Genomic DNA, 26969 nt, shown 5'->3' with positions numbered 1-26969 from the left:
TTAGGATAGGATTGATTGAAATAAGCCAACAAATTTATTGTTGGCTTATTTTTTTGCACTTATTTTTGATAAGTATCTGTAATTTACAATTTTATTAGCAGTCTGCAAACTTTGTATTGTTTTTTTTCTTATTCCAAAAGAATTTTTTGAGAATTTGTTTCGCTAAGCGACGTCCACTTTGCAATCAAAATTCCTTTTGGTAATTTTTTAGTAGGAATAAAAAGTTTGTTTGTTCCTTTTTTGAGTGTATATTTTTTCTGATAAACAATTTGTCCAATTACGTTATAAATTTTCAAATAAAACTCTTGATTGCTTTGGATTGCTTCATAATCTAACATAAAATCACTTGATTTTTTATTAGGCGAAGGGTAAATCAAAGGAAAGTTACTTATTCCAAGGTTGGAAGTATTCATAGTAATAACTACTACTTTCGAAAAACTAATTGTCCCGTTCGTATCTACTTGACGCAAACGATAATAAACTTTTTTAACTAATTGTTTTTGAATTTCTTGAGCTATATCTCTATCTAAAAATTCATAAGCTGTAACAGAAATAGAGTTTTCGCTTCTCGCTTTCTGTTCTCCAATGGCTTCAAAATTAGTTCCATTAAAAGAACGTTCTATTACAAATTTATCATTATCACGTTCCCAAGCTGTTCCCCATTTCAAAAGGTTCTCTCCAGAGATAAGTTGTTCTCCTGTAAAATAAAGCATCTCAACAGGCAAAAGTCCACCATTACAATCTGTCGCACCATCAATAGCAAACTGACTTGTGATACGTACTGTTTGGTCTGGAAAGTCAGTAGGACGTACGTTTTCTACAGTATAGGTTTCACTAATAACCTCATCTTGCCCAAAACCATTATCAGGACTTTCTATTGTTCCATCTCCATCCAAATCTACACCAAAAGGAGGAAAACGCACAATAATTCGATACAAGTCATTATTATCAGGGATACCAAAAGGAACTTTAAGAGGATTTTGAGAACCGTGTCCTTTTGCTGCGTTTACATCTTGTAAAGCACTTGAAAATGTACCGTCCATACTCTCTATACGTATTGTTGTTCCGACAGCTTCTCTGTATAATCCTGGTTCTATACACACTAGAGCTTCTACTTTCAGATTATTCTTAGGGCATTGTAAGTCATTTCGCCAAAGCTGGTTATCGCCACCATTTACATTAATATACAAATCTAAATCTCCATCATTATCATAATCTACTAAATTTACACCTTCTCCATTTGCATTTACATTGATACCATAAGCTGCTGTATTATCTACCAATATAGGAACTCCATTTCCATCTACTCCATCATTTCTGAACATATAACTAGAACCATTTCCAGCTGAAAGGAATAAATCAACATCTCCATCATTATCTATATCTCCACAAGCACAGCCATCTACATTGTTGAGAACTCCATCTATAGGGTTTCTTTGTGTAGTAGCATTCGTTCCGTCTAGTTTTAGAAAATTCTCTGAATACAAACCTGTTTGCATCCAAATAAAATTTTCATTTCCATTGGTTTGATTATCGTTTGAAGTCCAAATAATGTCAAAATCTCCATCACTATCAAAATCACAAAAAGCTACTCCTCCTTTATTACCATTATTTGCTTGTCCGTTAAAAGTAAGATTGACAGGAAAAAAATTATTACCATTATTAGCAAACAAATCACGTTCGTTATTTTTTCGTCCTAAAATATCTAAGTAACCATCATCATTAAAGTCTCCAATAGTTAGATAATCTCCATCTGTTGCTCCTGTAATTAGCCCTTTTGGGTCTTCGTCAGGTGTTACGTGTATAAAGGGAGGGTATGTTCTAGGGTTTCCATTTGGATTGCTAGGGTGGTCGCAGGTAACACCTCCTAAATTAATAATACTTACAGCATCATTTGGAGTAGCATCAGCTAAATCGCCCCAAAAAAACTGATTTTCTAAAATATCAATTCCGTGATTGTGATTTTCTATAACTAGGTCTAAAAAGCCGTCATTATTATAATCTAACCATCCCAAACCTTCTGTATTTTGTCCATCAACTAATCTTCCATTATCAATTTCATTTTGTTGTGCAGGATTAACGACTCCTCCTGCATTTCCATTATCACTACCATTACAAACAGTTTGAATAAGGATAAATGAATTGTTAGGAGCATTTCCATCATTCAAATAAAAATGAATTGAAGATTGATTGTTTCCAGTAGCAGAAGTATTACGAGCAAAATCTAACCAACCATCATTATTTATATCTCCCCAAATAACACTACGTTCTCTTACAATATCTTCTAACTCAGCAGGAACTCTAGGTTCAGCTACACGAAAGAATGTGCCATCACAATTACTTTGAAAGAGACGTGTTCCTCCTCCATTATTATTTCCATTGTTTGTATTGACAAGCAAATCCAAACAGCCATCTTGATTAAAATCTCCCCAAGCTGTCCCTCCATCTTTTCCACCACCAACATCTAACCCTCCAGTAGTGGCTGCAATTTCTGTAAAAGTAGGTGGAGCAAGGGGAGCAACACAGTCTGGGTCTGTTCCTCCTCCACCCCCAGTAGTATTTGTAACACACGAAACTTGTACGTTATCAATGGTATGAAATTCTCCATTTGCACTACTTCTAGCTCTAGCACGTACTTGAAGTGTTGTTCCATTGATAGAATTTACAGAAGCTGTTAGGTTTCCAAAGTCGCCTATATTATTTCCATTTGTAGTAAACTCGTTCCAAGTAGTTCCTCCATCTGTCGTATATTCTATAATAAGATAATCAGGTTCTCCTGCCATATCAGGGTCGCTTTGTATATCCATTGAAATAGAAACATCTGTTAGTCCACTTATATTAATAGGGTCGCTTATCCAAATTCCTTCAGCAGCTCCTGTATTTTCCCATACATAAGCATTTCCATTTACCTCACCTGCACCTGTATTTCCTGCTTCGCTCCAAGCTGTTGAGCCATTATCTGAATCTGTGCCATCTGGTAAAGAAAATTCTTCATCCCAAAAAGGTGTTGCTCCACAGGTAGCTGGATTTGTAGTATTCAATATTCCTTGCACCAACACATTATCTAGTTCGTGGTCTTCATTATTGTTGTCACTAAATACTCTTGCTCTTATCTGCAATGTTGTGTTATTAGGGACATTTGAGGAAGCAGTTATGAATGTATTAGAAAAATCTCCATCATTAAATCCATTAGTTGTGAATTGTGTCCAAGTTGTTCCTCCATTTGTACTGTACTCTAATATTATATACTCTTCTCCATCTTCCATACTATTTGTTCCTCTCACATCAGCACTAACCGTAATTGTATTATAATTACTTATATCTATACTCTGACTCAACCAAATAGCTTCATTTCCGTCGGAAGTTTCGCCATCAATATCTTCCCAAGTAAATACATTTCCTTGAACAGAACCTGCATCTACACTTCCTTGTGCATTAGGAGATTCAGACCAAGCTGTTGCTCCTGCATCGGTTTCAGTATCATCAGCAAGTGTAAAATCTTCATTCCATATAGTTACCTGTGCATGTGTAAGAGGAACTATAAAAATAGATATAAAAAATAATAGTAGAAAAGATTGAAATTGATTTTTCATTTGATATATATGAGAAGAGTATTAAATGGAGTGTTGTTGAGTAATCAAATAACTGTTAAGATAGTTAATCTTATTAAGATACAAATTAAATAGCACGAGCCAAAATTTTAATACAAGATATAAAGTCTATTTTATGTATTCTAATGTACGAAAAAATGGTATTTAAGTTTTTGAAAAACTTTTTTTGAACTAAACAGACAAAAAATCACTCACTTGTTCTTAAAATAATTCTAAAAGTTGTTCCTTTTCCTACTTCTGATTTCAAAACACTTATTTTTCCGTTATGGTATTGTTCCACGATTCTTCTTGCGAGTGTAAGTCCTAGTCCCCAGCCTCTTTTCTTGGTAGTAAATCCAGGGCGAAAAACAGTTTTGATTTGATTCTGTGAAATTCCTTTTCCTGTATCTGTAATATCTAAGATAAGTTGCTTTTGGCTTCTATCTGAAGAAAAAAACAACGTTATACTTCCTTTACCTCCTGCTTCACTCATTGCATCAACAGCATTCTTACAAATATTTTCAATGACCCATTCAAAAAGAGGTTTATTTATTTTGGCATATAACTTTGTGTCTTTTTTTGCTCTAATTGTCAGTTTTACCTTAGTAGAAATTCTTTTTTTGAGGTACTCTGTTACTCCTTCCACTACCTCCAATACATTTTCAGAACTCAAATCAGGAATAGAACCAATACTTGAAAAACGCTCTGTTATCATTGTAAGTCTAGCAATATCCTTTTCTATTTCTTGCAAAATATCTTCCTCAACACTTTTATCAGCTCTAAAATATTCCACCCACGCCATAAGTGCAGAAAGTGGTGTTCCGAGTTGATGTGCTGTTTCTTTGGCTAGTCCTACCCAAACTCTATTCTGTTCGGCACGCCGAGAAGAGCTAAATAAGAAATAAGCAAAAATCAGAAAAGCTGTAATGAGTGAAAGTTGTGCATAAGGAAAATATTTGAGCTGTGTAAGCAAAGTAGAGTTTTCATAATAAATATAATACTTCCATTCTTCCGAAATTTTTACTTCAATGGGTGGATGAGCTTCCTTCATAGAAACCAAATGTTTTCTTAAAGTTTTATTTTTTTCGTCTTCAGTAGCATTTTTTCTAAATTTAATATTTCTTGACTGATTGGGGTTTCCTTCTTCATCTGCCACAATCATAGGAATGGATTGATTTCCTTGCAAGATATTTGTAACCAAAAAGTTAAGCATAAGACTGTCCTCTACCTGAACTACTAATTCTTGTGCTTTAGCTACCAAATCAATTTGTTCTTCTTCACGTTCTGCCAAAGTATCTACTAATTGATTAGTATAATAAAGGGACATCAAACCAATAAGCGAAGCAAAAAGAATAACAATCCATTTGAGTTTGGAAGGAGATTGATTTATAGAAATCATAGTTTATTGACTAATTTTTAAGTAATTTTGCAGTCCAATTTATAAAAAATGCACGAGAAGGTTAGTTATTTATTTTTTGATAACATAAAAGAAAGCGAACTTATTAAGCAATAATAGAGTTTTAGTAGAACTCAATTTCAATCCAATATAAATTTATAATTTTTTATTTCACTTTTACCCAAAAATACGATGAAAAAAAATAAGCAGAAAAAATTAGAAAAAAAGCGTGAAAAATTGGCTAAAAAAATAGATAAAAAATTAGATTATGAATTTGATTTTTTAGGAATGAGAGTAAATGATGTATTGAGAAATGCTACACATGAAGTAATTTCTCACCCAAAGATTCAAAATAAAATGTCTTTTTTACATCTTTGTTCTATGTTTTTTAATGAAGACAAACTAAAAGATTTTTTGGATATGCCAGAGTGGGACGAAAAGGTAAAAGAAAGAAAACAACTACTCAGAGTAATTGGGAAAGTACGAAACGAACTCAAAGATATAGAAGACAAGCTCTATAAGAGTATGATTGACAAAAATGACTAGATATACATCACCAACAAGATTTTTTTTATGTAAAAAGAAAGTCTTTGTTGGTTTTTTTATGGAAATATTTTTTATCATTGTAGTATCTTTCAAAAAGATTACTAATTTAATTTTATGATTTAAAAGTAAACATTAAATTGTATTTGACACTTATATCAAAAGGTAAACACACATTTTTTAAACTTTTATTTTTATTTACAATTGCTTGTGTTCTTATTGAGCAATTTTTCAAACTTTAATCTATGAAAAATATTATCAATTGGATTGGTGCAAAATTATTTTCCACACGCTTGGAAAGTATAGAAAACTTCAAAAAAAACCCCTTTGAAGTACAAGAAGAAGTATTTAAGTATTTGATTGCGTCTGGAAAAAATACTGTTTGGGGTAAAGAACATAGTTATTTTGCTATCAAAACGCAAGGACAATTTGCTGATAGAGTTCCTATTTCTAGTTATGAAGAGTTTTATCCTTATATAGAAAGAAGTTTGAGAGGCGAACAAAATTTACTTTGGGATAAACCTATTATTGGTTTCTCAAAATCTTCTGGTACGACCAATGCACGAAGTAAATATATTCCTGTTTCGGAAGAGAGTTTAGACAGAAATCATTATGCAGCAGGAAAAGATTTGATAGCCCTTTATGCTAATAACAATCCAGATACAGGTTTTTTCTCTGGTAAAGGAGTTGGAGTAGGTGGAAGTATGCAACCAAATCCGATTACAGGTGTCAAGAACTGTGGAGATGTTTCGGCTCTGATTATGAATCACTTACCCGTTTGGGCAGAATATCTCAGAACACCTAGTTTAGAAATTGCTCTGATGGAGAACTGGGAAGAAAAAATGGAAGCAATGGCAAGAGCAAGTTCGAAAGAAAATGTAACAAGCATTCAAGGAGTTCCGACGTGGACATTATTTTTAATCAAAAAAATATTAGAAGTTACAGGTAAGAACTCAATTTTAGAAGTTTGGCCTAATTTAGAATGTTTTTTTCATGGAGCAGTTTCTTTTACTCCATATCGTCAGCTTTTCAAAGAGCTTATTCCATCTGAACAAATGAATTATATGGAGGTTTATAATGCCTCCGAAGGTTTTTTTGCGTTACAAGACCAAAAAGATAGTGAGGATTTACTTCTTCTTTTAGATTATGGAATTTATTATGAATTTATTCCGATGAGCGAGTGGGATAAAGAGAATCCAAAAACAATAGCATTACAAGATGTAAAATTGAATGAGAAATACGCAATGATTATTTCAACAAATTCTGGTCTTTGGCGATACAATATTGGCGATGTAGTCAAATTTACTTCTATTAGCCCGTTCAGAATACGAATTGCAGGACGTACAAAACATTTTATTAATGCTTTTGGAGAAGAAGTAGTAGTAGAAAATGCTGATATTGCCCTCGCCTATGCGTGTGAAAAAACAAATGCAAAATTAAAAGATTATACAGCAGCACCCATTTACATAAAAGGCGAAGAAGGAGGAAATCACAAACAAGGAGGACACGAATGGATAATTGAATTTGTACATCCTCCAGAAAACGAAACCCTTTTTACGGAATCTTTAGATGAAAAATTACGAGAAATAAATTCGGATTATGACGCTAAGAGACATGCAAATATTGCTTTGGTAATGCCAACCGTTCATTTTGCAGAACCCAATACGTTTTACAAATGGCTACAATCAAAAGGAAAACTGGGAGGACAGCACAAAGTTCCACGTCTTTCGAATGATAGAGAATATGTAGATGCTATTTTGAAAGTAATGAAAAATTAATCTTTTCATAATAATTATTCATACTTAAATCTGTATAAAATAATCTTAGCAGACTTATTTTCTATTCTTTCTCCCAAAATAGGACGTAATAATTCAGGAATATCTTCTTCTTTCTTCACAGCTATAAAATAAGGACGGTATTGGGTGATAAAGTCATATCTACTCTGATTAAGAGATTTAAAAACATCTTGTTGCTTTTGTTTTTGTATGAATTTATAGAAAGGATCGCTTCTTAAACCAATTTCAAAATTGAGTGAATCAATAGGGTCTTTTGTAGGATTAGGAATATCTATATGGCTTAGACTTAATAAAGAAACTCCAGATTGAATAGTAGATATATAGACAAATGGAGAGTTATAAATAGAAACAATATTGTATGGGTCTAATTTCGTAGGAGTTGAAATATATACTCCAAAGTAAGAATCAATGTTACTCTCTTGTTTAAAAAAAACTTTTACCTGTTTCTCAAATTTCTTATCATCAATAAATGTCTTATCAAAATATAAATGATTAAACATCCAACTAGAAACAATAATGGTAAGTACAATAGTTGAACTAATTAAAACAATACTTTTCCATAATTTTGCCTCAACAGTTATTATTTTTGCCAACAGATAAATAATAATTATTTTCGTAAAGTTATAGTTAATTAAATTAGCTATTTGCAAGTAATTGATTTGCTTATAAAAAAAAGTCGCCATAAAAGCTGTTGAGGCAACAACAATCAAATACAAAATTATTACTCTTTTTTCTTTTAAAAAAATATTTTTTTTACAAAAAAGAATTATAAGAATAAAATAAGGTGCAAAATAAATAAATACCTTTATAGTAAGAGATAGTGTTATTCTTGTTCTGAAGTAAAGCTCTTTATAAATAGAAAAGCTAACTGTTTGAGTATTTCCACTTAATGCACCTTGAAAATAATAGAAAGCAATAAAAAAGGTGTAAAAAACAAAGCTATATATTACTATTTTTTTTAGTTCTTCTCTTGACTTTAGAAGTGCATACAAAACCAGCAAAGATGTAGAAATAAAGGCAAAAGGAAGCATTACAACCGAAAAAACAGTTAAGACACTAATTATTATTGCAGTAAAAAATAAATAATTCTTTCTTAAAAATTGAAGTCCAATGCAAATAGGTAAAAGTAAAAGTGTTGATTTTATATTTATACTTTCGTCATGCCCTAGAAAAATATTTTTAATTCCATAAAACAAACTATGCCCAAATATATTTTCATAAAAAGGAAAAGTCGTGATAGAAATGAACCCTAAAATAAATAATAAAGCACTTAGTTGTATGGAAGATAATTTTACTTCTGTTACCAAAAAATAATATAGAGCTAAAAAAGCCGAAAAAATAATTACTGTTGAAGTATAAAGAATAAATAGAGTAATTATATTTTGGTCAGAAAATTTAAAGAAAAAGCTCGTTAGCCAAAGTTCAAAATAATGGTAATAATTCAAAGAAATATTTTCATTTACCAAATTAGCTACGTGAGATGTATTTTCTAAACCTTGCTCTGCAATATGATAAGCTAGGTTAGCATAAAAAATATCGTCCCATCTATAAGCTGTAAAAATCTCGTAATTATATTGATAAATTGAATGAAATAATAAGCTAAATATGAAAATAAAAAACAGTAAGAAAACGTACTTGTGATTTTTGTGTTCATAAGCAGAAAAATCTAGTTGTAAAAAACTATTTCTATCATACAAAAAACCTAAACCTACGACTAAAAATAAAAAATTGATAGATTTCAACTGAGTAATAAACAAAGAGAAGAAAGTAACTACAATAACTAATCCCATAAATAAGTTTGGGAAAATATCTACCAAATAAATAGAGAGTTTATTTTTCTTGAAAAACAGACTACGTACTAAACTACCTACCAATATAAATACAATAAGAAAAAGTAAAACTAAACCAAAATGAAGTATATATGTGGACAGGTATTGTTTGAAAAGGCTCATTTTTGTTTTGTAAAATGTATAAATAATAAAACTCTAAAGTAATTGTCAGATAGTCTCAACAAATATAATATTGAAAAGTAACCTTTACACTCATTATGAAATATTTTTATTAAAACCTGTTTATAAATCAAGTTTTATAAAAAAAACCTAAATTCTAAAAGAAGGAGACTTTATAAAATTTAGGTTTTAAAAACAAGAATGGTACGCAAAATTTTACTACGTATATTTTTCCTTCTTAGTTTTTTTAACGACTTCCAAAAACTCTTTGATTCTTTGCTCTTGGTCTTTATGACAAACTAACAAAACACCATCATAATCTGCAACAATAAAATTATTTAATCCTTGTACAACAGCCAAACGGTCTTTTGTAATTTTGATGATTGAATTTTTTGTATCGTACGCCATTACATCTCCAGTAATTACATTCTTATTTTCGTCTTTTTTGGCTTGTTCGTGCAGCGATTTCCAAGTTCCCAAATCAGACCAGCCACAATCACATTGAACCACAAAAACATTTTCAGCTTTTTCCATTATTCCATAATCAATCGAAATTCCGTGAAATTGTGAATAGGCTTTTTCTAAAGATTTAGGTTCATTTTTTGTATAAAAGTCGCCTTTCATATCTTCGAAAGCTTCTGAAATATCGTTTAAATGAGTATCAAATGCCTTTGCAATCGTCTGAACATTCCAAATAAAAATACCTGCATTCCATACAAAATCTCCACTTTCCAAAAATGACTTGGCCATTTCTAAGTTAGGTTTTTCTGTAAATAAACGCACTTTTTTTACATTCCCTTTTTGATTCTCTTCGCTCTGAATATAACCATATCCTGTGTCAGGACGAGTGGGCTTGATTCCTAAAGTAACAATTTTATCACTTGATTTGGCTGCATCAATAGCAACTTTGAGTTTTTCGATGAAACTATACGTATCCAAAATTACATGGTCAGAAGGCGTAACAATGATATTTGCTTCTGGATTTTTGGATTTAATTTTATAAGACGCATACGCAATACAAGGCGCAGTATTTCGTAAAAAGGGTTCTAATAAAATTTGCTCATCTGAAAAATCAGGTAATTGTTCTTTTACCAAGTCTTTATAGTCTTGATTTGTAACAATGTACATATTTTCAGGTTTACAAACAGGCTCAAAACGCTTAACTGTTTGTTGTAAAAGTGACTTCCCAGTTCCTAGAATATCTTGAAACTGTTTTGGGTAATTACGACGACTGAAAGGCCAAAAACGGCTTCCAATTCCACCTGCCATAATGATAAGGTGTGTATTTTTATCTTGCATATATTTTTTATTCTATGTTAAATACGAACTTCTTTTCGAACCACAGAGGTTGAAGAGAGGAGAGAGAAATTCAAATTCCCCATCTTGTTACTCCGTTCTTTAGTAATTTTACATTAAAGTTAATTAATAATCCTACTTGACAGCCAGCTAATTTCATGTAGTTCATGAGTTGAGCTTTGTGGATAGGATGAATTTCAGTTACTGATTTTATTTCCAAAATTACTTTATTTTCGATAACAAAATCAGCTCTAAATCCACAAGGCATAACCACATCTTTGTAAATGACCTCTATTGGTTTTTGTCTTTCGACAAATAGCTTCGTATTCTTTGACAGTTCATAAAATAGACATTCTTCATAAACCGATTCTAATAAACCCATACCAACAGATTTGTGTCCTTCTATACAAGAACCAAGTATTTGTTGTGTAATTTAATTAATTTCCATAAAATAATAGTTGAATTTAAAATGTAATTGTATTTTCTCTTTTTCCTCTTCAACCTCTGTGGTTCAAAAATATTTTTTCTGTGAACTCTGTGTTTTAAAAAAAACACTTCTTAAACCTCCCAACCTTTCACAAACTCAAATTTTCCTCCATCAAAAAGTCCTTTATCACTCAACTTTAATGCTGGAATGACTAAAAGAGCCATGAATGAAAGTGTCATAAAGGGAGCATGAAGTTTTTTGCTAGTTTTTGGGTTAGTCATTAAAGTTTTTGCAAATGTATCAATTTGAGCATATTTTTTGCCTACTGTTTCTCCATTTTCTAACGACATAATTCCTGCAACAGGAAGAGGTAAAACTTGATTTTGGTTTTCTCCTTCTTTTCCACTTGTAGCTGACACTCCTCCTTTTTCTCTAATTACTAAGTTTACGGCTTTCATCAAATCTTCATCTGTAACTCCTACGGCTACGATATTATGCGAATCATGGGCAACACAAGAAGCAATTGCTCCCTGCTCTAAACCAAAGTTTTTGATAAAAGAAATTGCGACAGGAGCATCAGAAGTATAGCGATTGACAACAACCATTTTCAAAATATCTTTTTCAAGATTAGAAACCAAATTACCTTCTTTATTTGTCAAATCATCAATTTCAACATAAACAGGATTTGTAATTAATTGTCCGTCTAATGCTTCAATGACAGGAATTTTTGTATTTTCTGTACTATTTCCTACTATTTTACTTTTCTTTATTTCAAAATCAGATGATTTTTTTGGGTTTACATCAAACTGATTAATTGCCTTTGTTTCTACATCTTTGATAAATGACTTTCCGTTTTCTGCTACTTTTTCTCCATTAATGTAAGTTTCCAAAACCTCAAAATTCTCTAAATCTTTTACAATAATAAAATCAGCTTTATCTCCTTCTCTAAGCCTTCCTACTTCTAAATTATAATGTTCAATTGGATTGATACAAGCAGCTTGAAGCACTTTGAATTTATCCATTCCCAACTTAACAGCTCGTTTTACAAGTAAATTGATATGACCTTCCATAAGGTCGTCTGGATGCTTATCGTCCGAACAAAACATCATTTTTTCATAATACTTTGGCAATAAATCAATCAGAGCATCAAAATTTTTGGCTGCACTTCCTTCTCTGATAATAATTTTCATTCCATATTTTAGCTTATCTAGTGCTTCTTCTTTTGTAAAACATTCGTGGTCGGTACTGATTCCTGCCTCTATATATTTTTTTGCATCTTCTCCTCTCAAGGCTGGTGCGTGTCCGTCAGTTGGTTTTCCATATTTTTTAGCTGCTGCAATTTTTGCCATTACTTCGTTATCTCTTGCCAAAACAGCAGGATAATTCATCATCTCTGATAAATATTTTATATGGGGTTGGCTCATCAGTTTTTCTATATCTTCTACTGAAATAGTTGCTCCTGCCGTTTCAAAACTCGTTGCAGGGACACACGAAGGCGCACCAAAAAAGAAGTTAAAAGGAACTTTATTTCCATCACTTACCATAAATTCTACTCCTTCCATTCCCATAACATTCGCTATTTCGTGAGGGTCTGAAACAGTTGCTACTGTGCCATGAACAACTGCCATTTGAGCAAATTTTGAAGGCACAAGCATCGAACTTTCGATATGAATATGAGAATCAATAAAACCACAAAGCGCATAATTCTTTATACTTTGGTCTGTTTCTAATGATTTCTCTAGTTTTTTTACGGAATGAATTTTGCCCTCCTTAATTGTGATTTGTGCAGGATAAATCGTTTTTTCTGCAATATTTACGAGATTTGTACGTATTATCATAAACGGATTATATAAGGTAAGTAAAGAATTACTTTTCAAAAAAATGTGTAATTTTAGATTTTATAAGCTCAAAGATAACTTATTCTATCAAAATTATTTTTTGCCTTTAAGAAATAAGAAAAATAATTTCACTTGTTTTATTATCAAATAATTAAAGTCATTCAAATTAGAATTCAAATGAAAAATATATTCACAAAATTTACTTCAAAAGCATCATTTTTAGCTATTCTTTTTACACTTTCTTTTGGACTACAAGGTTGCATTCACTCGCCTCAACAGGCGTGGACTCCAACAAAACGTAAAAACATGAGAGACAAACAACCCCGTTCGCCAAAACACGAACAGCGTTTGAAAACAGTAAGAGCTTGGTAAAAATAAATGTAAATTAGTTTCACTAAAATAAATAAAAAATGAATTCTATTAATAAAACTATTTTTTCAAAAAAAAGAATAGCTATTTGTCTCTTGACTATTTTCTCTACTGCCGTTATGAGTAGTTGTGTACACGCTCCAAAACAAGCGTGGACTCCTAAGTATAAAAGTTATAAAGCATCTAAAAAGAAAAGATAACTACTAACAGTAGAAGTTAAAAAAATAATCTTACTATAAATTTAGAAAATTGAAAAAAAACAAAATTAAATTCGTTTATCTTCTTTATTTTATGGTTTTACCTTCTTTTATGATAGTTACTACTACCTCTTGTAGTTCAAATAAAGGACATACCCTAAAAAAGAAAAAGCTAAAAAGAGGACGACGCATTCCTTGTCCTCTAAAAGATTGTTAATTCAAAAAACATATAGTTAGTCTTCCATTATTTTATAGAGGAAGACTTTTTTTCTGAAAAATTTTAATAAAAATAGTATTACTAGCTTTTGAGTGTGTATATTATTTGTATCTTTTACTTAAAATTCAAAATCTTATCATTCTAAAGAATAAACTCCATTAATATAATATCTAATTTTTATGATGAAAAAAACTCTATTCCTATTTTTATTCTTTGCCTTTGGAACAATCTATACTGTTTCGGCACAAGATAGTGTTGCACTAATTTTGAAAGCTATTGATGAACTTCGTTCGGAGCAACGCCAACTTCAACAACAAAACAAAGACTTTGTACGTCGTTATCAAATCCTTACAGACCAACGTCAGAGAGATAGTTTGAAAGTATTAGCTCTTACAGATTCTTTGAAAAATCGTTCTACACAAATCAATACACTTTCTTCTAATCTAGGTCTTTATAAAGAAACTGTTGAAAAGAATGACGCTATTGTGAAAGGAGTAACTCGTCGTGTAGAACTAACAGATGAAGCTCGTTATAAAATGGTTAGAACAAATTTGATTCAATCTGCTGAATTTTTTGAAGTTCTAAATGACCGTTTGAATACACTCTATGCTATCAACCAAGTAGAGAGTTATCGTACAATGCTCAATAGTTTGAATAACCCTGCTGATGAAACGCTAGGATTTTCTTATAACGACAAAGTGATGCAGCTTATGAAAAAAAAGCTAGTTAGTAAAAGAGATAAAGGAGGTTCAAAGATTCTCAATATCGCTAATATGCTTCTCCAAGATCCTGTTGTGAGTAATATTGCTTCTGCTACTCCTGTTATTAATATTGCTACTTCTGTCTTGGGTTTTGTCTCTGGAATTGCTGCACAAAGAAAGGATATTGATGAAAGTGATGTTCAAGAGTTCAAAAATGAGTTAGAAAAATACACAGCTTATTATGCCAAATTGAATTTAGTGAATGCTCGTTTTGCAAATAATATTGATAACTATCAAGTTCAGACTACAAATTTACACGATAAACTAACTGAATATGTAAATCTTCAAGCAAAAGGATTAAAATTTGATGTTAAGCTCAAAGAACCAGAAGGAAATGCTACTAATGGAGAGTATTTATTAACTGTTTTCAGAACCTATAATAAATCTTCTGTTACTGCTTATTTTGATAAACTAGAAAGTGAGTTTGCCAAAGGTGGTAAAGTGGATTACTCAAAATTGATGTCAAAATATCCTCATATTATGGAAGCAAACAAAAAAATTGAAGACGTGATTTATCTCTATAAAGAATTTGATTATCTCTACGGTCAATATATCTCTATGATAGATGAAAATAGCCGTAATACAATTGTTATTTTGGAGGGCGCAGTATCTCAAAATCTAAGTAGTGAACCTGCAAAGGTAAAAACTCAAATTACGATTTTGAAAAATAAAAAAGGAGAAGCTGTTACAGGTATTCGTCGTGCTGTAAATCTTCCTCGTTTGAAAGATATTGTAAATACATTAGATAGTTATTACCCTGCTTTGTAAAACAAATTAAATTTAAAACAAAAAGTCTATTCAATCAAATTTGATTGAATAGACTTTTTTATAAGAAAAAGCTACTTTCAAGTATTATTTTATGCTCAAAAATTTTACCTTTGTGGATTAAACAGAAATCAAACCAATTAAAGATTCCATTTTACTTATGGCAAAAGGACTTCCAACACGCAAAGAAGACTATTCAGCGTGGTACAACGAACTTGTAAAAAAAGCAGATTTAGCAGAGCATTCAGCCGTCCGTGGTTGTATGGTAATTAAACCTTATGGTTTTGCTATTTGGGAAAAAATGCAACGTGTTTTAGATGATAAGTTTAAAGAAACAGGGCATAGCAATGCTTACTTTCCTCTTTTTGTTCCCAAAAGTTTGTTCGAAGCCGAAGAAAAAAATGCTGAAGGTTTTGCCAAAGAATGTGCAATTGTTACGCATTATCGTCTAAAAAATGACCCTGATAAAGAAGGAAAATTGATGGTCGACCCAGATGCAAAATTGGAAGAAGAACTTATTGTTCGTCCGACAAGTGAAGCTGTTATTTGGAATACCTATAAAAATTGGATTCAATCCTACAGAGATTTACCTCTTTTGATTAATCAATGGGCAAACGTAGTGCGTTGGGAAATGCGTACTCGTCTGTTTTTACGTACTGCTGAATTTTTATGGCAAGAAGGGCATACAGCTCACGCTACAAAACAAGAAGCCATCGAAGAAACAGAGCAAATGGTAAATGTCTATGCTGATTTTGCAGAGCAACACATGGCACTTCCTGTCGTAAAAGGTTTAAAAACAGAATCTGAACGCTTTGCAGGTGCAGAAGAAACGTATTGTATCGAAGCACTTATGCAAGATGGAAAAGCACTTCAAGCAGGAACATCTCACTTTTTGGGGCAAAATTTCTCAAAGGCTTTTGATGTAAAATTTGCAGCAAAAGATAATAAATTAGATTATGTTTGGGGAACTTCTTGGGGAGTTTCTACTCGCTTGATGGGTGCACTTATTATGGCTCATTCTGATGACGAAGGTTTGGTTTTGCCTCCAAAATTAGCTCCAATTCAAGTTGTTATTGTTCCTATTTATAAGAAAGAAGAAGATTTAGAACAAATAAAAACAGCTTTAGCACCACTTATGAAAGTTCTGAAAGCTGCAAATATTTCTTTAAAATTAGATGATAGAGATTCTTTTCGCCCTGGATTTAAGTTTGCAGAATGGGAATTGAAAGGCGTTCCTGTTCGTTTGGCAATTGGAATGCGTGATGTCGAAAATGGAACAATAGAAGTAGCTCGTAGAGATACGAAAGAAAAAATGTCGTGGCAGTTGGAAGGAGTAGGAGAAAAAGTAGAGCAGCTATTAGAAGAAATTCAGCAAAATATTTATGATAAAGCTTTGAATTTCCGAACTTCAAATACAACTCAAGTAAATACGTGGGAAGAATTTGAAGCAGCCCTTGATAAAGGTGGTTTTGTAGCTGCACACTGGGACGGAACAGCCGAAACAGAAGAACAAATAAAAGATAAAACAAAAGCAACAATTCGTTGTGTTCCTTTGAACAACAAACAAGAAGATGGAATATGTATCCTAACAGGTAAGCCTTCAAAAGAACGTGTTTTGTTTGCTAGAGCTTATTAATAATTTATTTTTATTCAAACTTTAGTCTAAACCCTAAGGGTCTTAAAGATTCTTAGGGTTTTTCTATTTAAAACTATGAAATCATATTTTCTCTTTTTTATTCTTTTTTTAGTTCCAGCTTTTGCATTTTCACAAGCACATGTGATGCGAAACTTTCAGACTATGCCTTTTTTAGATACTACGGCAACTCATTCTACTGAAAAAAGCTATTTTGCAGCTACTAATTTTGCAGGACATAACTCTCGTGGCTTTAGTTCTACTGAAAACTCACAGGGTTGGAATGCACAGGTTTGTGGAATGTTTGATATTGTACGATGGAAAAATAAAAAAAATGATATTGGATTACATTCTATTGTTTTCTTATCGTCTATTGAAGTCAATGCAAATATTTACAATAACATTGCTTTTAACCCTCGTGGAATTATTTTACAAGAGAGCTTTGCTTATTTCAATAAGAAGAAAAATTTTACGTGGAATGTTGGCTTTACTCACAAATCAAGACACGAAATAGATAGCGATTCTCCTCCTAATGATACTACATCAAGAATTGGTTATCAACCCACTTCACGAGTTGCTATTCTGAATGGGTTACATTTGGAAGCTACAAGTGATAAAATAAATATCTCTCCTAAAATTACTACCAATATCTGGGGACGAGCAGAGTATTATACCATTTCGGAGGACTCTCGTTTTCCTCGTTTTACAGAAAAGCAAAGCTGGGATTATATGTCTGGAATGATTCTTTTGGGAGGACGGTTTGATATAAAACTGAGTAAAAGAGAAAAAAATAGTTGGAGTTTTTACAATCGTTCTTGGGCAAATACGGCAATTTTTTCTAATAAGGTAAAGGAAGAAGGAGGTCAGAATTTCAAGTTTAATTATAGAGTAGAATCAGGATTTGGTTTTAATGGATTGAAAGGAAAAGCAGAGTTTTTTATAGCAAGAGAACATTTTTTTGATGATTTATCTAGCCCAAGACCTATTTCTTCTTCAGTTTGGTTAGTTGGTATTCGTGGAAAAGGTTTTTTATTTTTATAAGAAAAAATAAACTCTAAAAATCAAAAAAAACCTATTTCAATTAAGAAATAGGTTTTCATCTTCTATCTATTCAATCAAGATTAATTTACTTGATTTCTAATATTCGATTATTTTCTACCAATTGGGTCAGCATCTCCATCAGGATCATTCTGAACATATCCTTGGATATAAACAGGACCACCATTGATAAGTCTAATACCAGCTATGTGAGGAGTTGCCATTGAAGTACCACTAATAGAACGGTATCCACCACCTGTCCAAGTAGAATTGATATTTACACCTGGTGCACAAACATCAACTGGTGTACCATAGTTTGAGAAGTTAGCAAAGCGACTGTTAATGTCCATTGCAGAAACAGTTGTAATACGGTTTCCATTAACACGACCTGGAGATACATTTAATGTGTTTTGAGCTTCATTTCCTGCTGCTAAAACCATATAAACTCCTGCATTAGCTGCATTTTTTACAGCATTATCCAAAGTAGTAGAACGTCCACCACCAAGGCTCATATTTGCAACATCATCAGCATAAGCACTTGCTCGTACATAATCTACTGCTGAAATAACTGCTGAGTTAGACCCACTGCTTCCAGCAAATACACGACAAGAAACTACAGTTGCACCTGCTGCTACACCAACAACACCAATGTTGTTATCTTTAGCTGCAATTGTACCTGCTACGTGTGTTCCATGTCCATTACCATCTTGCGTTCCAGAATATCCATTCACGAAAGAACGACTAAACTGCGTGTCTACTGTTAAATCTGAATGATTTCCATCAATACCAGAGTCAATAACCCAAGCCCAACGAGCACCACCTGCATAGTTTCCATATCCTACACGAGAAATTCCCCAAGGAGTAGATTGTGCTTCTGTTCTTGATACTGTGTTTTTACCTTTGTCTCCATCTGTGATACGCATCACTTGGTCTTGCTCTACATAATCTACACGAGAATCATTTTTGAGAGCATTGATTTGTTCGCTAGTAAAAGTACCTGCAAAACCTAAAAGTGCGTTACCATAAACAAACTCAATAGCTTCTGGTGCTACACCAAATTCTGCTACCATATTACTCACTTCACCTTTTAGAGATGCTTGTGTCGCTTCGTAATTTTTTAAGTTAGCTGATCTGTCCATTATAGGAGCAGCAGAAACTTTACCTAATTTTTGTCCGAAAGTACCGTCTTTAAGGACTACAATAAATTGATTTTGAATAAACTCTTCAGAGCTTACTACATCTGTTTTTTCTTCTAATTCTACCATTGCCTGTTGTTCAACTGTTTCACAGCCGAAAAAAGTTAATGAACCTGCAAGACCTAAGCCGAGGATGAATTTTCTTGATAAATTGAATTTTGACATAATAATATTAGTTGTAAAGGGGATTAGACTTGTGTTATGTTTTGCGTCTAAAACATTTGCAAGTAGATAATTCTGTTTGACAATTCCAAATAGTACATGACCTTTTTACAACTATTGCATTATTCTAACAACGTAAAAAATGATTTTTATAAAAATAAAATTCTATTAAAAAAATCTAATAAAAAATTTTATACTTAATATATTTAAAAAGTCAAAATTTTATTCTGCATAAAAGTAAAAACACAAAATCATAAAATAACATTAATAAAACCGAAATAATTTCATTTTTTTTATTTAGAAAATGTAAAATTCGAAAAGTGAAACACTTTTTTTGTTAATTAGATTAACTAATTTATCTTTTTTACAAAAAAAACTGTTTTAGAATATATCTAAAACAGTTTTTAGTTTTTATGGATAATAATTTTTGAATTAATGAGATTTATAACGAATCATCTAAACTTTAAAAAATACTATTTTGATATACTTTCCACTATTTTGTTAAAAAAATAGTTTCCTAATAATTTATGTACTTAGATTCGTTTTTACTGATTTATTTAATCAAAATGGCTTATAAACCTCTGATTATCTGTCTATATCTCCGTAAGTGTGCCTTCATTTTCATCCAAAAAGCAAGAACTAAATAGAGAAAAATAGGAGACCCAAAAGTAATGAAAGAAACATATATAAAAGAAAGGCGAATACTTTCAGAGGAAATACCTAAACGTTCACCTATTTTGGCACAAACACCAAAAGCATTTTTTTCAAAAAAATAAAGTAGTTTTTTCATTATCGTATAAGTTTTAAGCATTTTGAGTAAAATTGTTCTAATTTAGCTTTCCTTCTGAAAATAGTAGGTCGTATCGTAAACCAAGATAAAGGGTAATTCAAATTTATAAGTGTAATTTAACAAAAATTGTTTTTTTATAATCCTTCAAAGATATTTTTATTTCATCAAAAAACTACTCCAAAACAATGAATACAGTTTTTAGTCTTACAGAAAGTTCTTCTCTTGCCCATTATTTTATGAGCAATTTGAGAGATACTAATTTACAAGCTCATAAAGGAAATTTTCGTCAAAATTTAAAAAAAATAGGCTATTTATTGGCTTACGAGATTTCAAAAAAACTTGATTATCAAGATATAACTTTACAAACAGGCTTAGGAGCAAAACAAACAAAAAAACTAACAGAGTTTCCTGTTCTGATTCCTATTCTTCGTGCAGGTTTGCCCCTTTACGAAGGCTTTGCTGAATTTTTCGAACAGTCGGATAGTGGTTTTGTTGGTGCTTATAGAGGAGAGTATAAACAAGATTTACAAAATAAGCTGAATCAGTATGATTTTGATATAGATTTACTCTATACTGCTTGTCCAAATTTAGAAAATAAAACTGTGATTCTGATTGACCCAATGCTTGCCACAGGAAAATCCCTCATCAAAACTTATCAAGAACTTTCTAAACAGAAAGGAATGCCTAAAGAGTTGCATATTGCTTCTGTTATCGCTAGTGAAGAAGGAATAAAGAATGTACAAACGGAGTTGCCAAAAGCTAATTTGTGGATTGGTGATATAGACGAAAAGCTAGATAAAAAATCATATATTGTACCTGGTTTGGGAGACGCAGGAGATTTATCTTTTGGAGAAAAGGTATAGAAAGTGTTTGTTTAGTTTTAATCGATGATTCCTTCATAATGAACAGCTACTAAAACATTTTGCTCAAAAGTGAAGAAATAATAGTTTGTTTCTTCTTCATCCATTACCACTACAACTACATTTTGCTTCATTCCTTCTTCTGTTTCTGAAAAACAGCGCATAAAATCTCTCTTATTCATTCCCATAGAAAGACCTTCTCCAATAGATAAAGGTTCAAAACTAACTTTTGCTTCTAATAAAAGGTCTTTCTCATCTGCACGATAAAAACGCAAGTGTGTTTTTTCTGTCGTAACTTCAATTACCGTATCTGTCTTTGAAGTATTATGAACATTTTCAATAGGAGTGCGCTCAATTTCAGCATTTGGGTAATAAGTAAGCCATTCATCGGCAGTACGCTGATGAAAAACCCAACTTGGCGAAATCAGTTCATCTATTAATGCCACAGTATCAATAATAGTTGTAGAAGGTTCTTGCAGCTTTTTTATAGAAGTAATTCCCGTAGGGTTTTGGTTGTTTTCATCAAAGTTCATTTGTGAAACACGAGCCTGTACAGAAGTAACTGCTGCATAGGCAAACAGCACAAAAAAGAGTCTGACAGTCAGTAGATTAGACATAATAAAAGTAATAAAAATTAGAATAGGTTTGTTTTTAAAGTCAATACGTTAAAAACTCACAAAACGTTGCTTTTTTTTACATCTCTTTTAAAATATTATTTTTATTCTGACTGTAACTTCATTTTAGTTTTTACTAGAAATTGCTTTTTTCAAATCTTCTGGTGTATCAATTCCTATGCTTTCAAAAGGAGTAATAACTACTTGAACAGAGAAGCCGTTTTCTATCCATCTCAATTGTTCTAAAGATTCTGCTAACTCTAGTTTTGAAGGTTTTAGCTTCGTAATTTGCTGTAAAACCTGTTTTTGATAAGCATACATTCCTATATGACGATAAAATGTATGTGCTGAAAGCCAAGCATCTTTTTGATTTTTATCTTCATTTCTGACAAAAGGAATAGGGTTTCTACTAAAATAAATTGCTTTATAAGCTTCATCAAAAACTACCTTCACTACATTTGTATCAAAAAGTGTTTCTGAATCCTTTATCAGACTTACTAGAGTAGCTAATTGTACCTCTTTATTTTTTATCAAAATTTCTGCTAAACTATCAATTTGTTTAGGTTGAATAAAAGGTTCATCACCTTGAATATTGATTATAAAATCAAATTCTATGTTGTCTTTTTCTAAAATAAGAGCTGCTTCTGCAATTCTATCTGTTCCAGAAATATGATTAGAATCTGTCATCAAAACATTTTGAGTAAATTCTTTTGCTTTATCAAAAACAAGCTGATTATCAGTTGCAATAAAAACATCACTTAATTTTTCTGCTTTTTTGGCTTGATTAAAAACACGTTCAATCATTGTTTTACCATTAATATCAGTCAAAACTTTAGCAGGAAAACGACTAGAAGCATAACGAGCAGGGATAATAGCAATAATTTTCATAAAAAAGATGTAGTGTTAGATGTAGAAAGTTATTGCAAACTTATTAATTTTGTTTCAAAAAAAGTATTCTTATTTCCTGTGTTTTACAAACGGACGTACGAAGAATAATTAAATCATTACCAAAACTAAAATTTTAAAGCTATTTTTGTATTTACTTTTGAAAAGACCATTTAGGAAAAGGCAAGACATTTTAACTTCGCTGACTTAAAAGTTCAATACAAAATACAAATACATTTAACTGTTTACTAAAAATTCACTAGTAACTGCTCACTAGATAACTGATAACTGCAATGCTTTCTAATCCAGACGCTCCCAAAAAATTATTTCTTCTTGATGCAATGGCTCTTATTTATAGAGCGCACTTTGCTTTTAGCAGAAACCCAAGAATTACCTCAACAGGAATAGATACAGGAGCAGTTTTAGGTTTTACTAATTCTATTTGGGATGTTCTCCAAAACGAAAAACCTACACATATTGGCATTGCCTTCGATACATCAAAGCCTACCTTTCGCCACGAACAGTTTGAAGCCTACAAAGCACACCGAGAAAAGCAGCCAGAAGCGATTACGCTTTCAAAACCGTATATTAATCGTCTTTTGGAAGGTCTGAACATTCCTATCTTGAAAATGGATGGTTTTGAAGCTGATGATATTGTCGGAACAATTGCCAAGGCAGCAGCTAAGGAAGGATTTGAAGTCTATATGGTTACGATTGATAAAGATTACGCACAGCTTGTGGAAGAAAATATATTTTTCTACAAAGTTGCGTATGCAGGACGAAATCCTGCTGCAATTTGGGGCGTAAAAGAAGTTTGTGAGCGTTGGGAACTCAAAAATCCAATGCAACTTACCGATATTTTGGGGCTTCAAGGAGATGCCTCCGATAATATTCCAGGGATTCCAGGGATTGGAGAAAAGACAGCTATCAAACTTTTAAAATTATACGATAGCGTAGAAGGAATTATTGAAAATTCGGATAAACTTAAAGGAAAACAAAAAGAAAATGTAATCAATTTTGCAGAGCAAGGGCTTTTGTCCAAACAATTAGCAACTATCAAAATTGATGTTCCGATAGAATTTGATGCAGAAGCATTAGAATATGATGACGTAAAAGAAATTACAAACGAAAATAGAGGACTTTTATCAGAACTTTTTGATGAGCTAGAATTCAGAACATTAAAACGAAAAATTCTGAATGAAGAATCTCCAAAATCTTTTGCTCCAAAAACTACCACTTCAAAAAGCAGTAAATCGCCAACTGACCAAATGGATTTGTTTGGCAATCCAAAACCTGCTCAAACAGCCGTTAAGAAGTCAAATGTAACTCCAGAGGAAGCTAAAGTAGCCTTAGAACAGTTACCTTTTATCTTTAGTGAAGAGGAATTAAAGAAATTAGAAACAAATACAAAACCAGTTTCAAAACCTGTTCAAACTCAAACCAGTCAGTCAGAAACTCCTCAAAAATTATCAACACTACTTACTACAAAACACGATTATCATTTAATTGATACAAAAGCAAAACGAGAACATTTGATAGAATTTCTTTTGCTTCAAGATGAAATTTCTGTCGATACAGAAACAGATAGTTTAGATGTAATAGAAGCAAATATTGTCGGCTTTTCGGTTTCCTATAAAGAATTTGAAGCCTTTTATATTCCAGTTTTGGGAAGTGAGGAAGAGCGAAAAGAAGTTTTAAATGAGTTTAGACCTGTTTTAGAAAACCCAAAAATTGTAAAGATAGGACAGAATATAAAATACGATTATCAGATTTTTTATAAGTATGGAATTGAGCTAAAAGGAGAGTTTTTTGATACAATGTTGGCGCATTATCTTCTAGAGCCAGAGCTTCGCCACAATATGGATTATCTAGCGCAGACTATTCTCAATTACAAAACTATTTCGTATTCTGAAATCGTAGGAACTGGCAAAAAAGCCAAAATAATGGCAGATTTTGAGCCAAAAGAGATTCTAAATTATGCAGCCGAAGATGCTGATATTACGCTTAGATTAAAAGAAAAATTAGCTCAAGAATTAGACAAGGAAGAAAATAAAGGATTAAAATCTGTTTTTTATGATATAGAAATTCCACTTATTTCGGTGTTGGCAAAAATTGAAATGAACGGAATGAATATAGATACAGAAGCCTTAGGAGAATTTTCAGAAGAATTAGGAAAGGAAGTTGAGATTTTAGAAAAGAAAATTTACGAAATAGCAGGAGAAGAGTTTAATATTGCCTCGCCAAAACAAATGGGAGAAATTCTTTTTGATGAGAATAAATTAGACCTTACACCAAAACCAAAACTGACTGCCAAAAGTAAACAGTACAAAACGGATGAAAGCATTTTGGTAAAACTTGCTGAAAAACATCCAATTGCAGCTCATATTTTGGATTATCGTGGACTTCAAAAACTCAAATCTACTTATGTTGATGCTTTGCCTTTACTCCTTTCTCCTAAAGATAATAAAATTCATACTTCGTTTAACCAAGCCGTTACGGTTACAGGGAGACTTAGTTCTACCAATCCAAACCTTCAAAATATTCCTATCCGAACAGCAAGAGGGAGAGAGGTAAGAAAAGCCTTTGTTCCGTCTGACGAAAACCACGTACTTTTGGCAATAGATTATTCTCAAATTGAGCTTCGTCTGATGGCTTCTTTTGCACAAGACCCAACAATGATTGAGGCATTCAAAAACAAAAGAGATATTCACACAGCTACGGCAGCTAAGATTTTTAAAGTAGAATTAGATGAAGTAACTCTAGAAATGAGACGTTCTGCCAAGACAGCCAACTTTGGAATTATTTATGGCGTTTCGGCAATGGGGTTAGGTCAGCGTTTGAATATCAAGATTTCAGAAGCCAAAAAGCTCATCGATTCTTATTTTGAAGAATTTTCTTCTATCAAAAATTATATGGATAAGATTGTCAATGAAGCTAGAGATAACGAAGAAGTACAAACACTTTTGGGAAGAAAACGACCACTTCGTGATATAAATTCAAGAAACAGAACACAGCGAGGTTTTGCAGAACGCAATGCTGTAAATATGCCGATACAAGGAACAGCAGCCGATATTATCAAACTAGCAATGGTAAAAGTACAGGAATACTTAGAGGAAAATAATCTAAAAACAAAAATGATTTTGCAAGTGCATGACGAACTTGTTTTTGATGTTCCTAAAGAGGAGCTAGAAACTATTAAACCGAAAATAATGGAGATTATGAGCAAGACCTATCAAATTGATGTTCCTTTGGATGTAGAAGCTGGAGTAGGACAAAGTTGGTTGGAGGCACATTAATCTTTTAATTGAAAATAATTAACTAAATAGTTTACTATTTTTGTAAAAAGAAATTACTCACTTTATTCAAGATATAAAATTGGAAAACGAAAATTCAAAATCTTATTATCCTTTCGAATCTGATTCAGAAGGTAGAGACAACTTTCAAAAAAAAGAACGCCCAAAACGTTTTCGCCCAAAAATAGGTATTTCTATGGGTGATTTTAATGGTATTGGCATAGAAGTAATCTTAAAGACACTTACAGATTCTAGAGTTTTAGAACTTTGTGTTCCTGTTATTTTTGGTGCAGCTAGAGCTTTTTCTCATTATAAAAAATTATTAAATATAGATTTTACATTTCAACAGCATTTTATAGATGATGAAAATTTAGCTAATTCTATTCATACCCAAAAAATAAACATTGTAAATTGTAGTTCTGCAAAAATCGAAGTAGAGGCTGGAAAAGTTACAACAGAAGCTGGTGCATGTGCTTTAGCAGCTTTGGAAGGAGCAACAAAAGCCATGCAAGAAGGTTGGATTGATGCCCTTGTTACTGCGCCGATTAATAAAGATAATATTCAATCCGAAACATTTAATTTTCCTGGTCATACTGAATATTTGACTGAAAAATTTAGTGTAGAGAAGATAAAAGATAGCTTGATGTTTTTGGTTCATGAGAATTTACGTGTCGGAGTTGTTACGGGTCATATTCCATTAAAAGACATTCCTACTGCTGTTACAGCCGAAAAAATCACGAGCAAACTTAGCTTGATGTTGCATTCTTTAGAGCAAGATTTTGGGATTTCAAAGCCAAAAGTTGCTCTACTAGGACTTAATCCACATGCAGGGGAAAACGGACTTTTAGGAAGTGAAGAAAAAGATATTATTCTACCTGTTATAGAAAAATTTCGACAAAAAAAACAGTTGGTTTATGGAGCTTTTCCTTCTGATGGTTTTTTTGGAGCAAAAGAATATGAAAAATTTGATGGTATTTTGGCAATGTATCACGACCAAGGACTTATTCCGTTCAAAACACTTGCCTTTAATGAGGGAATAAACTTTACAGCTGGTTTGCCTGTTGTTAGAACTTCTCCAGACCATGGAACAGCCTATGGAATTGCAGGAAAAAATATAGCCGACGAAAGTTCGTTTCGGAATGCTTTATTTTTAGCAATTGATACTGTTAAAAGTAGAATGGATTTTGAGAGAACTAGCCAAGAAAAAAATCAGCAAAAACAAAGACGCAAAGAAGAACGTAGAAGGAATAGAAATTAATTTTTTGTACCTTTATTTTTAAACAAAAAAAATCTATCAAATTAGGAATAAAAATCAATTCCATTTTTTATGATAAGAGAAGTATCAAGTTTTAGT

General features: G+C 32.0%; 20 protein-coding genes. 10 read left to right on the top strand and 10 right to left on the bottom strand.

The features are described from left to right. Positions 1-128 precede the first annotated feature (128 nt). A complete protein-coding gene (locus WAF17_RS01515; protein WP_338765374.1) occupies positions 129-3593 on the bottom strand; it encodes an FG-GAP-like repeat-containing protein in 3465 nt (1154 codons plus the stop codon). Positions 3594-3798: 205 nt separating this feature from the next. Continuing rightward, the gene (locus tag WAF17_RS01510; RefSeq protein WP_338765373.1) at positions 3799-4989 is read right to left on the bottom strand and encodes a HAMP domain-containing sensor histidine kinase; all 1191 of its coding nucleotides are present in this window, start codon (positions 4987-4989) and stop codon (positions 3799-3801) included. 189 nt (positions 4990-5178) lie between these two features. Between WAF17_RS01510 and WAF17_RS01505 the strand changes: the two genes are divergently transcribed. Next, the gene (locus tag WAF17_RS01505) at positions 5179-5532 is read left to right on the top strand and encodes a hypothetical protein (RefSeq protein WP_338765372.1); all 354 of its coding nucleotides are present in this window, start codon (positions 5179-5181) and stop codon (positions 5530-5532) included. A gap of 242 nt (positions 5533-5774) precedes the next feature. Continuing rightward, positions 5775-7307: a GH3 auxin-responsive promoter family protein gene (locus WAF17_RS01500; RefSeq protein ID WP_338765369.1), complete on the top strand. Its 1533-nt coding sequence runs from the start codon at positions 5775-5777 to the stop codon at positions 7305-7307. 14 nt (positions 7308-7321) lie between these two features. Here the strand turns inward: WAF17_RS01500 and WAF17_RS01495 are convergent, their stop codons facing one another. The 4 genes from WAF17_RS01495 to ade all read right to left on the bottom strand — a co-directional run bounded on the left by WAF17_RS01495 (position 7322) and on the right by ade (position 12835). Next, entirely contained in the window at positions 7322-9277 is a 1956-nt protein-coding gene (locus tag WAF17_RS01495; protein WP_338765367.1) for a hypothetical protein, read from the bottom strand. Positions 9278-9493: 216 nt separating this feature from the next. Continuing rightward, on the bottom strand, positions 9494-10573 hold the full coding sequence (locus tag WAF17_RS01490; RefSeq protein WP_338765366.1) for a mannose-1-phosphate guanylyltransferase: 1080 nt from the start codon (positions 10571-10573) through the stop codon (positions 9494-9496). Between the two features lie 70 nt (positions 10574-10643). Then, positions 10644-10991 carry a GxxExxY protein gene (locus WAF17_RS01485; protein ID WP_338770136.1) on the bottom strand — a complete coding sequence of 116 codons (348 nt, stop codon included), beginning with the start codon at positions 10989-10991 and terminating at the stop codon, positions 10644-10646. 137 nt (positions 10992-11128) lie between these two features. Continuing rightward, positions 11129-12835: an adenine deaminase gene (gene ade, locus WAF17_RS01480; RefSeq protein WP_338765365.1), complete on the bottom strand. Its 1707-nt coding sequence runs from the start codon at positions 12833-12835 to the stop codon at positions 11129-11131. Positions 12836-13012: 177 nt separating this feature from the next. Between ade and WAF17_RS01475 the strand changes: the two genes are divergently transcribed. The 5 genes from WAF17_RS01475 to WAF17_RS01455 all read left to right on the top strand — a co-directional run bounded on the left by WAF17_RS01475 (position 13013) and on the right by WAF17_RS01455 (position 17818). Continuing rightward, complete coding sequence (locus tag WAF17_RS01475) at positions 13013-13207, top strand: hypothetical protein (protein WP_338765363.1); 195 nt, start codon at positions 13013-13015, stop codon at positions 13205-13207. A 38-nt stretch (positions 13208-13245) separates the two neighbouring features. Beyond that, entirely contained in the window at positions 13246-13404 is a 159-nt protein-coding gene (locus WAF17_RS01470; RefSeq protein ID WP_338765361.1) for a hypothetical protein, read from the top strand. 393 nt (positions 13405-13797) lie between these two features. Beyond that, positions 13798-15147 (top strand): hypothetical protein, encoded by a 1350-nt coding sequence (locus WAF17_RS01465; RefSeq protein WP_338765359.1) that lies wholly within the window; start codon positions 13798-13800, stop codon positions 15145-15147. A 157-nt stretch (positions 15148-15304) separates the two neighbouring features. After that, positions 15305-16780 carry a proline--tRNA ligase gene (gene proS, locus WAF17_RS01460; protein ID WP_338765356.1) on the top strand — a complete coding sequence of 492 codons (1476 nt, stop codon included), beginning with the start codon at positions 15305-15307 and terminating at the stop codon, positions 16778-16780. A 75-nt stretch (positions 16781-16855) separates the two neighbouring features. Further along, positions 16856-17818, top strand: a complete 963-nt coding sequence (locus WAF17_RS01455) for a hypothetical protein (protein ID WP_338765353.1) — start codon at positions 16856-16858, stop codon at positions 17816-17818. A gap of 107 nt (positions 17819-17925) precedes the next feature. Here the strand turns inward: WAF17_RS01455 and WAF17_RS01450 are convergent, their stop codons facing one another. After that, positions 17926-19176 (bottom strand): S8 family serine peptidase, encoded by a 1251-nt coding sequence (locus tag WAF17_RS01450; protein ID WP_338765350.1) that lies wholly within the window; start codon positions 19174-19176, stop codon positions 17926-17928. A gap of 568 nt (positions 19177-19744) precedes the next feature. Further along, a complete protein-coding gene (locus WAF17_RS01445) occupies positions 19745-19963 on the bottom strand; it encodes a PspC domain-containing protein (protein WP_338765347.1) in 219 nt (72 codons plus the stop codon). Positions 19964-20148: 185 nt separating this feature from the next. Between WAF17_RS01445 and upp the strand changes: the two genes are divergently transcribed. Then, complete coding sequence (gene upp / locus WAF17_RS01440) at positions 20149-20826, top strand: uracil phosphoribosyltransferase (protein ID WP_338765344.1); 678 nt, start codon at positions 20149-20151, stop codon at positions 20824-20826. A 17-nt stretch (positions 20827-20843) separates the two neighbouring features. Here upp and WAF17_RS01435 read toward each other — a convergent pair whose 3' ends face one another. Then, positions 20844-21440, bottom strand: a complete 597-nt coding sequence (locus WAF17_RS01435) for a hypothetical protein (protein ID WP_338765341.1) — start codon at positions 21438-21440, stop codon at positions 20844-20846. Between the two features lie 123 nt (positions 21441-21563). Then, on the bottom strand, positions 21564-22325 hold the full coding sequence (gene kdsB / locus WAF17_RS01430; RefSeq protein ID WP_338765339.1) for a 3-deoxy-manno-octulosonate cytidylyltransferase: 762 nt from the start codon (positions 22323-22325) through the stop codon (positions 21564-21566). A 290-nt stretch (positions 22326-22615) separates the two neighbouring features. Here kdsB and polA point away from each other — a divergent pair, with 290 nt between their 5' ends. Both polA and pdxA read left to right on the top strand, forming a co-directional pair. Further along, a complete protein-coding gene (polA, locus tag WAF17_RS01425; RefSeq protein ID WP_338765338.1) occupies positions 22616-25618 on the top strand; it encodes a DNA polymerase I in 3003 nt (1000 codons plus the stop codon). Positions 25619-25697: 79 nt separating this feature from the next. Continuing rightward, positions 25698-26873 (top strand): 4-hydroxythreonine-4-phosphate dehydrogenase PdxA, encoded by a 1176-nt coding sequence (pdxA, locus tag WAF17_RS01420; RefSeq protein WP_338765337.1) that lies wholly within the window; start codon positions 25698-25700, stop codon positions 26871-26873. The last annotated feature ends 96 nt before the right edge of the window (positions 26874-26969 follow it).

The organism is Bernardetia sp. ABR2-2B (genome assembly GCF_037126435.1).
Taxonomy (GTDB): domain Bacteria; phylum Bacteroidota; class Bacteroidia; order Cytophagales; family Bernardetiaceae; genus Bernardetia.
This window is presented reverse-complemented; position numbering and strand designations above follow the sequence as displayed.